This is a genomic window from Rhodococcus sp. MurmanLake-1 (genome assembly GCF_056945715.1).
Genome location: NZ_JBWZNF010000012.1, coordinates 1 through 10,612 on the forward strand (window position 1 = coordinate 1; position 10,612 = coordinate 10,612).

Annotated in this window: 9 protein-coding genes; 3 read left to right on the forward strand and 6 right to left on the reverse strand. The window is 61.8% G+C overall.

What is annotated here, in order from left to right; genetic code table 11:
* Window positions 1-438: 438 nt before the first annotated feature.
* Together tyrS and AC2ETI_RS26020 are read right to left on the reverse strand one after the other, a co-directional pair.
* Window positions 439-1,716, reverse strand: coding sequence for a tyrosine--tRNA ligase (gene tyrS, locus AC2ETI_RS26015; RefSeq protein ID WP_020907871.1), 1,278 nt, complete (start codon window positions 1,714-1,716; stop codon window positions 439-441).
* Between the two features lie 19 nt (window positions 1,717-1,735).
* Window positions 1,736-2,344 (reverse strand): DNA-3-methyladenine glycosylase, encoded by a 609-nt coding sequence (locus tag AC2ETI_RS26020; RefSeq protein WP_020969717.1) that lies wholly within the window; start codon window positions 2,342-2,344, stop codon window positions 1,736-1,738.
* A gap of 86 nt (window positions 2,345-2,430) precedes the next feature.
* On the opposite strand from AC2ETI_RS26020, the gene AC2ETI_RS26025 reads away from it, so the two are divergent.
* The 3 genes from AC2ETI_RS26025 to AC2ETI_RS26035 are packed head-to-tail and all read left to right on the forward strand — an operon-like array spanning window position 2,431 to window position 4,537.
* Window positions 2,431-3,165: an ABC transporter ATP-binding protein gene (locus AC2ETI_RS26025; RefSeq protein ID WP_042951992.1), complete on the forward strand. Its 735-nt coding sequence runs from the start codon at window positions 2,431-2,433 to the stop codon at window positions 3,163-3,165.
* Entirely contained in the window at window positions 3,162-3,917 is a 756-nt protein-coding gene (locus AC2ETI_RS26030) for an ABC transporter permease (RefSeq protein ID WP_003944033.1), read from the forward strand. Before AC2ETI_RS26025 ends, AC2ETI_RS26030 begins: the two co-directional genes overlap by 4 nt.
* Window positions 3,914-4,537 carry a TetR/AcrR family transcriptional regulator gene (locus AC2ETI_RS26035; protein WP_308370697.1) on the forward strand — a complete coding sequence of 208 codons (624 nt, stop codon included), beginning with the start codon at window positions 3,914-3,916 and terminating at the stop codon, window positions 4,535-4,537. The genes AC2ETI_RS26030 and AC2ETI_RS26035 overlap by 4 nt, the downstream gene beginning before the upstream one ends.
* On the opposite strand, the gene AC2ETI_RS26040 is transcribed toward AC2ETI_RS26035, so the two are convergent.
* From AC2ETI_RS26040 to AC2ETI_RS26055, 4 genes are all read right to left on the reverse strand, one after another.
* The gene (locus tag AC2ETI_RS26040) at window positions 4,534-4,740 is read right to left on the reverse strand and encodes a Trm112 family protein (RefSeq protein ID WP_003944045.1); all 207 of its coding nucleotides are present in this window, start codon (window positions 4,738-4,740) and stop codon (window positions 4,534-4,536) included. The genes AC2ETI_RS26035 and AC2ETI_RS26040 overlap by 4 nt on opposite strands.
* Before the next feature lie 39 nt (window positions 4,741-4,779).
* Window positions 4,780-7,761: an acyl-CoA synthetase gene (locus AC2ETI_RS26045; RefSeq protein WP_483634618.1), complete on the reverse strand. Its 2,982-nt coding sequence runs from the start codon at window positions 7,759-7,761 to the stop codon at window positions 4,780-4,782.
* Window positions 7,762-7,930: 169 nt separating this feature from the next.
* A complete protein-coding gene (gene argH / locus AC2ETI_RS26050; protein ID WP_029255450.1) occupies window positions 7,931-9,373 on the reverse strand; it encodes an argininosuccinate lyase in 1,443 nt (480 codons plus the stop codon).
* 3 nt (window positions 9,374-9,376) lie between these two features.
* Window positions 9,377-10,576 carry an argininosuccinate synthase gene (locus AC2ETI_RS26055; RefSeq protein ID WP_007736221.1) on the reverse strand — a complete coding sequence of 400 codons (1,200 nt, stop codon included), beginning with the start codon at window positions 10,574-10,576 and terminating at the stop codon, window positions 9,377-9,379.
* Window positions 10,577-10,612: the final 36 nt, after the last annotated feature.

Consider the following 10,612-nt stretch of genomic DNA (forward strand, 5'->3'; position numbering starts at 1 on the left):
GAAAAATACTCACACCGCACACAAACCAACCAAACCCCAAGAGGCGGTTGATCATTCGCGGATGTGAAGTACCAAAAAATATTTGGCACTGACATTCATCGACACACTGTTGAGTTCTCAAAGAACACGCACACACCATCGCTTCAAACTGGTTGAAAGCTCCGGGGCAAGGGTTAAAATCTTAGCTTGTTCACTCCCAGGAAGCAAGTTCCCGTTGAGCGTGAATGTCTCCGACTTCGTCCAACCGCGTTTCCCCGGCCTCTCGGTCGGGGTTGGTGTCCGTGTCGCTCTGACTTGGACAAAGTTACGCGAATGAAAACTGAGCGTCAAACGTGCAGGTCGCAGGTGTTCGCCAGGTTAAATCCGCTGGTAGCCCGCCCGCAGACGGGCCACCAACGGCCACAGGAGCCCCGCGAGACAACTGTGACCCCACACACGTCAGTTCGAAAGTATTTTCACGCCGGCGAAATTGCGCTTTCCGCGCCGGACGACCAACCAGCTGCCGTGAAGCAGATCGGATGCGGCGGGCTCCCAGTCGTCGGCCGACACCTTCTGGTTGTTCACCGAAGCGCCGCCTTCCTTCACTGCGCGTCGAGCAGCTCCCTTGCTCTCACACAAACCGCTCGTCACAAGCAGATCGATGATCGTGCGCGGCTCCCCCGGCGCCAATTCGCTGACGGATGCTTCCTTCAGCGCCGCGGCGAGCGTCGACTCGTCGAGTTCCGCCAATTCCGCCTTGCCGAACAACGCCTGGCTGGCGAGCTCGACGGCGCGAGTGTTGTGTTCTCCGTGAACCAAGGTCGTCATCTCCGCAGCCAATCGCTTCTGCGCTTCGCGCGCATGCGGACGCTCCGCCGTTGCCGTCTCGAGTTCCGCGAGTTCGTCTGCGGTCAGGAACGTGAACCAGCGCAGGTACTTGATCACGTCGGCGTCGCCGGTGTTCACGAAGTACTGGTACCACGCGTACGGGCTGGTCATCTCGGGGTCGAGCCACAGACTGCCGCCACCGGTCGACTTTCCGAACTTCTTCCCATCAGCCGAGGTCACCAGCGGAACGGTCATTGCGTGAACACTCTCGCCGTCGACACGACGGTTGAGTTCGACGCCCGCGATGATGTTGCCCCACTGATCGGACCCACCGACCTGCAGAGTGCAGCCGAGATCGCGTCGCAAGTGCAGGTAGTCGTTGGCTTGGAGCAGCATGTAGCTGAACTCGGTGTACGACATCCCGTCCGACTCGAGACGACGCTTCACGGTGTCACGCGCAAGCATGACGTTCACGGAGAAGTGTTTGCCGACATCACGCAGGAAGTCGATGGCCGACATCTTGCCGGTCCAGTTCATATTGTTCTCGATGACCGCACTCGTCGGTGAATCGTCGAAATCCACGAATCGTTCGAGCTGACCACGGATGCGACCTGCCCAGTCCGCGACGGTATCGGCGGAGTTCATCGTCCGTTCCCCGACGTCACGGGGATCACCGATCAGGCCTGTTGCACCGCCGGCAAGAACGATCGGACGGTTACCGGCACGCTGAAACCGCTTGAGCGCGAGGAGCGGAACCAGGTGACCTGCGTGCAGGCTCGGGCCGGTCGGGTCGAAACCCGCATACAACGTGACCGGTCCGGCCTCGAGATCTTTACGCAAAGCGTCGAGATCAGTTGATTGGGCGATCAGCCCACGCCAGGTCAGTTCGTCGAGAATATTCTCAGTCACGGACTCGATCATCCCATCTTCACGAAATGACCGGCGCTCGCGGGCTTCGGCGGTACGCGGACACCGCTCGCGAGTCCGGAATCCAGAGGCGCCACGGGACCTCGGCCGCAGTACTGACCCCCACCCGCGGTCCACTGACCCACTCCTTCGACTCCCCCAATTCGAGCCGAACCCGCGAAGCAGGGTTGAACACGTCTGTTCCGTTGTCCGCCAACGTGATTGCAACGGAAGCGCCGAGATTACCTGGCCCTCTGGCCCATTGGTGAGATGGTCGATCCGGCGATCTCCGAGCAGACACCACATCGTGACCGGCCTCGATTTCGGCCGCTCGGAGCAGAACACCACCCGCGACACCATCCGGGCCGTACGAGATGTTCATACAAAAGTGCATTCCGTAGCTGCGGTAGACGTAGAGACGGCCCGCCCGCCCGAACATCACGCTGTTCCGCGGCGTTTGCCCCCGATACGAATGTGCTGCCGGATCTGGCCAGGGCCCGTCCTTCTCCCCTCCGTACGCCTCGACCTCGACAATCCTCAGCGAGATGTCGTCGACGATCAGGGTCGAGCCGAGAATTGTCAGGCCCGCTTCCAACGGGTTCTTCACATTTTCCAAGGTCTCGATACTCACCCTTCGATTGTGCCCACGCCGTTGACTCATCGGTCGGCCGAGTCGCATAATTCAACAAGTGATGAATTATCGAAATGAGGCGAACCGTGACCACCACGCCGGCAATAGACATCCGCGGACTACGAGTCATTCGCGGCAAGCACGAAGTTCTTCACTCACTCGACCTGCAGGTTTCGGCAGGATCGATCACCGGACTGCTCGGCCCGTCCGGTTGCGGCAAGACAACCCTGATGCGCGCGATAGTCGGAACCCAGATCGTCGAAAGTGGTGAGGTCAGAGTCCTGGGCGACCTCGCGGGGTCCGTTGCTCTTCGCCGCCGGGTCGGATACGTCACCCAATCCCCCAGCGTGTATGGCGACCTGACGGTCACTCGAAACGTCCAGTACTTCGGCGCTCTGTACGGCAAGTCCGGCGAAGACGTCGCAGCAGCGGTCGACGCCGTCGGACTGAGCCGATACGCCGACCAGACCGCCGCCGATCTGTCCGGAGGTCAACGCGGTCGAGTCTCGCTGGCATGCGCGTTGGTGGCATCACCTGATGTGTTGATCCTCGACGAACCGACCGTTGGTCTCGATCCGGTGCTTCGTGTCGAATTGTGGGAACGATTTGCCGACCTTGCTCGCAGCGGAACCACCCTGTTGGTCTCCAGCCACGTCATGGATGAGGCCGACCACTGCGCTGAACTGATCCTGATGCGAGACGGGCATCTCCTCGCTCAACTCACACCCGATGAATTGCGCGCCAAAACCAGATGTGAACGGCTCGAGGACGCCTTTCTCGAGCTGATACGGACTTCACCCGTCGGAGGCGAAATATCATGAGCATCAGGATCTTCGGTGCTACGACCGTACGCATTCTGCTTCAGCTCCGCCAGGACCATCGCACGGTGGCCATGATCTTGTTGGTCCCGTCGTTGTTGATGATTTTGCTGTATTTCCTCTACCAAGACGTACCCACGCCGCCCGGCCAGGTTTCACTGTTCCAACGGGTGGCGATCACCATGCTGGGAATCTTGCCGTTTGTGGTCATGTTCCTGGTCACGTCCATCGCCATGCAGCGCGAACGCAGTTCAGGAACACTCGAACGCCTGCTCACCACCCCGATGGGCAAACTCGATCTTCTGGCGGGATACGGCGCGGCATTTTCGCTCTCGGCCGCCGCTCAGGCAGCTCTCGCGTGCGCGGTTGCTTTCGGATTTCTCGGACTCACCATCGCCGGCAGTCTTGCCTGGGTCATCGTCATTGCAGTTCTCGGCGCAATACTCGGCGTTGCGCTCGGCCTGTTGGCCAGCGCATTCGCGAAGACCGAGTTCCAAGCGGTGCAGTTCATGCCGGTAGTTGTGGTCCCCCAACTGTTCCTCTGTGGACTCCTGGTGCCCCGCGATCAATTGCCGACCTGGCTCGAATGGATCAGCAACGTCCTCCCCTTGAGCTACGCCGTCGACGCACTTCAGCAAGTGTCGATGCATGCCGACGCGACGGGTCAGATGTGGCGTGATCTCGCCGTCATGGCGGGCTTCGCCGCCGCAGCACTCTCGCTGGCCGCGGCAACACTCGATCGCCGCACTCCATGAACGACAACGACACGGCGCCCGCACCTGCACCGATTCGTTCGGGGCGACGACCGGGCAAGTCGGAGACTCGCGCGCAGATCCTCGATTCGGCGCGACGGGCGTTCTCTCAGAACGGTTTTCGACGAACAACCGTTCGATCGATAGCTGCGGCCGCTGACGTCGATCCGGCCATGATTCATCATCATTTCGGAAGCAAGGAGCAGTTGTTCACCGCTGCGATCGCGCTACCGATCGATCCAGTGCAGGTATTGGGACCGGTTCACGCCTCTCCGACCGAAAATCTCGGCGAAAATCTACTCAGAGCAGTGATCGGGTTGTGGGAATCGGAACACCAGCCGGCGATTCTGGCGGCTTTTCGATCGGCGGTTTCCGGCGACGGAGCGCAGTTGATCCAGAGCTTTCTGCTCGATGTCGTATTGCGCGACATCATTCCGCGGGTGGACACACCACCTGGTAGCGGCTTGATCAGAGCGGAGTTGGTGGCATCTCAGATGGCCGGACTGCTTGTCACGCGATATGTGCTCGGACTCGAACCACTCGCATCATTGTGCGTTGACGCTTTGGTACCGCTGGTGGCTCCGAACCTCCAGCGGTACCTGACCGGTGAATTACCGATCTAGCCTTCAGCCCGCGCGAGCAACTTCTCGTGCTCGTCGTCCGCCACATCGCGTGCCTCGTCGATCAACAGAACTGGAATGCCGTTCTCGATCGGGTATGCACGCCGCAGGCGCGGGTTGTAGAGCAACTCGTCCCCGACCAGCAACAGCGGGCCTTTGTCCTGGGGGCAGGCCAAAATGCTGAGCAACGTCGAATCAATAGCCACGTGAGTCCTCTCGAACCGATCAAACAGAATGTCCTCAGGCTACCGTGCTCCGGTGCCCACCCTCGTCGGCATCAACTGCGCGGCAATTGCCTTGGTCAGCCGCTTGTACGACTGCGTCTCGGAATCGAGGAACCAGGTCCGTGGTCCTGGCGCCGGCAATCCGGCGGCAGCTAACGCAGTGGAGCTCGGACGGTACGACGAACCCACCGGGATCTCGTCTACCACGTGCACGATATCCGGGCGCGCATCAAAAGCGATGCGCGAGAGAGCCTCTGCAAGCTCGGCGGAACGGAACTGCCGCCCCGGACGCCATGTCACGGCAGCGACCGCCAGCTGATGCGGCGCGTCACCGACGCCGTATGCGACGGCAAGATCCACCCGCGCCACACTCGACAACGCGTCGACGATCGGCTGGGTGAACACGGGACCGCGGAGCGTCGAAATGACCGTGTTCTTGTGATCGATCAGCCAGTAGTCGCCGTCGGCGTCCCGGCGGAAGAGATTCTCCGTGGGAATCCACGAATCACCCGCTTGGAAGAGTCCCCGCATCGCTCCGCCCGAGAGATCGGCAGTGAATCCCGCGCGCCCGAGTAGCAACCCGACTTCGTCTTCGGCGCACTCACGGACAAATCCGTTTCCGTTTTCGAGGAGCCGACCACTCAGCGGGTCGTATGCCGCCAACCGCACCTGCGCGCTACCCGGCAACGGGCGGCCCTTGGAACCAACTTTGGAGCCCGCGACATTGGCAAGAATCACGTCACCTTCGGTCGACGCATAGAACTCGAGTACCTGCGCGGGGTCGAACGCCTCCGTGGTCCGCTTCCACAGCCCGTGAGGCATTCCCGAACCGATGAACAGTCGGACCGGATGGCTACCGTCGATGAGAAGAAGATCCTCGTCGAGGATCTCGCGCATCATCGACCACGTGTAACTCACGACGGTCACACCGTAGCGATGGATTTCCTCGACGAATCGAGCCGGATTCAGTCCGCGTGAGAGCGCAATCCGTGAGCCACCGGCCATGGCGCCACCGATGGTCGCGAGCAGACTCGACGAATGATGGAGTGGTGCAAGGCAGTACACGGTGTCACCGCGATCGAGATCTGCCGCCGTGGCCGTTCCGAAGGCCGACAGTGCCCACCGGTAGTTAGTGATCTGCTTGGCTTCGAGCACACCGCCCGATTCCGCAAAGATGATGAATGCGAGTTCACGGGCGACGCCGGGATCCGGCCGGTACCAACCGGGCAGATTGACCTTCGTCGGATCGATTTGTTCGAGATCGATCACGTCGTGTGACGGATCCACCTCGAGTCCGCGGGCATCGCCGCCGCCGAGTACCAAGACCGGCCTACCGGTGATCACCGCAGCGTCGACGTTCTCCGGATCGGTGATGATCCGATCAACCGATCCCAGCTTGACCGCCGCCGAGATGTCGGACCCCGGCGGAAGCATGACGGCAACGGCACCGAGGCGCGACAGGGCCGCGATGGCCGCGAGCGCGCTGGGGCGGGTCTCCATCAGGACACCGACGTGCGCTGCCGGACGCACTCCCACGGAAATCAATCCACGCACGACATTGTCGATGCGGGCGTTGACCGCTTCGTAGGTGTGCACACGATTGTCGAAGAGGAAGCACTCGCCGTTCGGTGCTTTTCGACGCTGCTCCGCGAGCAATTGGCTCAGCGAGATCTTGGTGTGTGGCTGAATTTGGTTGAGTCGCGCAAGACGTGGCAACGCGCGTGCCGCTTCGCCGGACAATTCGAAAGTCCCGCGCAACGCACCGGCTGCAAGGTCACTGATTCCCTTGGTGACTCCTGCACCTACTTCAGCGACCGAGGCGACAGTGTGGATGATCCGATTGCTGATCGACACACCGGTCTGGTCTTCGAGGTCGGCGCCGTAGACCATGTTCGCGATACGGTCCGGGAGGGGTCCACCCGTCTCGGTCCACTGCACGAATTCACCGGTGGTCGGCCAGGTGTGATTGGCCGCGGTGGAACCGACAACCAATCCGAAATGACCTGCGCGCAAGGTAGATTCGTAGACCTTGGCCCGCGGCGCCGCCTGGCTGATCCCACGGACCGCCTGAGGTTGACCGATGTCGTCGACCTCGCCGACGAATGCCAGGATGGGGCAGGTGATCTCGGCGAGCGAGACCAATTGATCCTTGATGACAAACCCACCGGTCATCATTCGGTTGTGCACGATGAACTGCTTGAGCAGTTCGGCAACCGCGGGCCCGGACCACGCGACCCAACCCTCGGTCGCGAGGAAGCGTCGCTGCTGCTCCCTCGGCAGCAAAGCCTCACGGTCGTGCAGTTGAAGCAGGAAGTCGACGCGCATCTTCAACGTCTTCACGGGATCGAGCAACTGGAACCCGGTGCGAGCCATCCACCCGGTGACCGCCAGGCGATTGAAGACGTGATCGGCGAGGAAATCCGCACCCTTGGTGGCCAGTCCGGCCGGGATACCGAAGGGCAACGCGGCGAGTGTGTCGACCGGACTGCCGAAGGTGATGACGCTGGCGATGTTTCGACTACGCCGATACGCGGCAGCTTGATAGGCGAACATGCCGCCCTGCGAATAGCCGGAGATGTGAACATCTTTACCGGTGTGACGGTGGATGTGGTCGATGATGTCGCTGAGAGCGATGATGTGATCGGCGAGATTGCGATCCCAACCGCCCTCTTCGGAGTCGGGCGAACCAAAATCGACTACCCAGGGGTCCAGGCCCATCTCGTGCAGAATTCCCACAGCACCCTGGTCGCGGGTCACGTCGTACACGTTCGCCGACATCATCATCGGCGGGATCAGCACGATCGGTGCACCGACGGTTTCCGGATCGCTGTCCGGGAAGTAGCGGCGAAGCCGGTACATCGCAGCGCGCTCGACGATCTCGAACGGCGACGTGGTCGCATCCGTTTCCAGCCCACCCAACCGGACGACCTCGAGGCCGTTTTGTGCTGTCGCAACCACCCGACGAATCGGGCCCAGCACAGACTTGGAATTCAATCCCACCATTTCACTCCCAAGTTACTCACCATGTGACGTCAGTCTCATTTTCCCGCGCGCAACAAGCCTACTGACGACGAATACGCGTACGCGGTCAGGGAGCAAATTCTGCTCCCTGACCGCGTACGACCGAAGGACTACTGCCGAAAAGAGAGAGGAAACACTCGTGACCGCAAGGTCAGAGGGTCCATTCCCGCAGCGACTGCGCCACTGCTCGGACTCCGTCCAACTGTTCTGCTACCCGCACCCCCGCGGTGCCGCCTCGCGCATTACGCGAAGCGATGGAACCCTCGACTGTCAGCACCTCACGAACAGCGGGAGTCAGCGCGCTGTCGACGCCGGCCAGTTCCTCGTCCGTGAGATCTTCGAGTCCGACGCCTCGCGCTTCGGCGACACGCACACACGCTCCAGCAGCCTCGTGTGCAACCCGGAACGGCACGCCCTGGCGCACCATCCACTCCGCGATGTCGGTGGCCAACGTGAACCCTGCCGGAGCAAGTTCCGCCATACGCGCGGTGTGGAACTCGAGAGTCTGCACCAGGCCGGTGATGGCCGGGAGCAACATCTCCAGCTGCGCAACCGAGTCGAAGACCGGTTCCTTGTCCTCTTGCAGATCGCGGTTGTACGCCAGCGGCTGAGCCTTGAGCGTCGCCAGCAGGCCGGTGAGGTTACCGATCAAACGACCAGACTTACCGCGCGTGAGTTCCGAGACATCCGGATTCTTCTTCTGCGGCATGATCGACGAACCTGTCGACCACGCGTCGGCAAGCGTGATGTAGCCGAATTCCGGTGTGCTCCAGATGATGATCTCTTCCGCCATGCGGGAGAGATCGACACCGATCATCGCAAGCACGAACGCTGCCTCGGCCGCAAAATCACGCGAAGCGGTTGCGTCGATCGAGTTCTCGGCCGAGCTGTCGAACTTCAATTCCGCTGCAATGGCTTCGGGGTCGAGACCGAGCGAGGAACCGGCAAGTGCACCGGAACCGTACGGGGACACCGCAGCTCGCACGTCGAAGTCGCGAAGACGTTGCACGTCGCGCAACAGCGGATGCGCATGGGCGAGCAGGTGATGTGCCAACAAGACCGGTTGAGCAGCCTGCAGGTGCGTCTTGCCCGGCATCACGGCATCCGGGTGAGCCCCGGCCTGAGTCGCCAATGCGTCGACCACGTCGAGAACACCGGTGGAGATGCGGCGAACCGCATCCCGAAGCCACATTCGGAACAGCGTGGCCACCTGGTCGTTTCGCGAACGACCAGCACGCAGGCGTCCGCCGACCTCAGGCCCGACACGCTCGATCAGACCGCGTTCGAGTGCGCCGTGTACGTCCTCGTCCGAATCACTCGGTCCGAAGGCGCCACTGGCAACATCGGCCGCCAGACGGTCGAGACCGTCGAGCATTGTTGCGAGGTCGGCCTCGCTGAGCAGGCCTGCCTTGTTCAGTACGCGAGCATGCGCCTGCGACGCCCGCACGTCGTACGGAGCGAGGACCCAGTCGAAGTGAGTCGACTTGCTCAGCGCCGCCATGGCAGCGGCCGGTCCGGACTCGAACCGTCCGCCCCACAGCGCGCCTTCGTTGGTGCCGTGTTTTTGGGCGTCTCCGTCACCGTGAGCCGTCATGGCTCAGAGTCCCAGATCGCGCTTCGCGGCGACCTTCGACGACAGACCGTGGATCTCGACGAAGCCCTTCGATGCGGACTGGTCGAAGCTGTCGCCCTCGTCGTACGTCGCGAGGTTGAAGTCGTAGAGCGACTCGGGGCTACGACGACCGTTGACGGTGATGGCTCCACCGTGCAGGAAGAGACGAATGTCGCCGGTGACGCGCTCCTGCGTCTTGTTGACGAACGTATCCAGTGCGTCCTTGAGGGGCGAGAACCAGAGGCCGTCGTAGACCAGCTCGGACCAACGCTGCTCCATCTGACGCTTGTAGCGACCGAGTTCGCGTTCGAGGGTGACGTGCTCGAGTTCCTGGTGCGCGGTGATGAGAACCATGGCTCCGGGAGCTTCGTAGATCTCACGGCTCTTGATGCCCACGAGACGGTCCTCGACGACGTCGAGGCGACCGACGCCCTGAGCGCCTGCGCGCTTGTTCAGTTCCTGGATGGCTTCGAGAACCGACACCGGGCGGCCATCGATGGCAACCGGGCGACCCTTGTCGAAGCTGATGATGAGCTCGTCGGGCGCGTTCCAGTTGACCGTCGGGTCCTGGGTGTAGTCGTAGACGTCCTTCGTCGGTGCGTTCCACAGATCCTCGAGGAATCCGGTTTCGACGGCGCGGCCCCAGACGTTCTGGTCGATCGAGAACGGCGACTTCTTGGAGACGTTGATCGGGATGTTGTTCTCTTCGGCGAAGGCGATGGCCTTCTCGCGGGTCCAGGCGTAGTCGCGGACCGGTGCGATGACCTGAAGGTCGGGTGCGAGGGCGCCGAATCCGACCTCGAAGCGAACCTGGTCGTTGCCCTTACCGGTGCAACCGTGCGAGACGATGGTGCCGCCGTGCGAGCGTGCAGCTTCGACGATGTGCTTGACGATCAGCGGACGGCTGATGGCCGAGACCAGCGGGTAGCGGTCCATGTAGAGGGCGTTGGCCGCAATGGTCGGCAGGCAGTACTCGTCCGCGAACTCGTCGCGGGCGTCGACGACAACGGATTCGACTGCGCCGCAGTCGATCGCGCGCTGACGCACGACCTCCATGTCCTCGCCACCCTGCCCCAGATCGATGGCGACGGCGACAACTTCAGCGCCCGTCTCCTTACCGATCCAACTGATGGCAACAGAAGTGTCCAGCCCGCCCGAGTAGGCGAGTACGACGCGATCGGCCATGGTTTTTGTGCTCCTTCGGTTGAAAATCTCTATCAA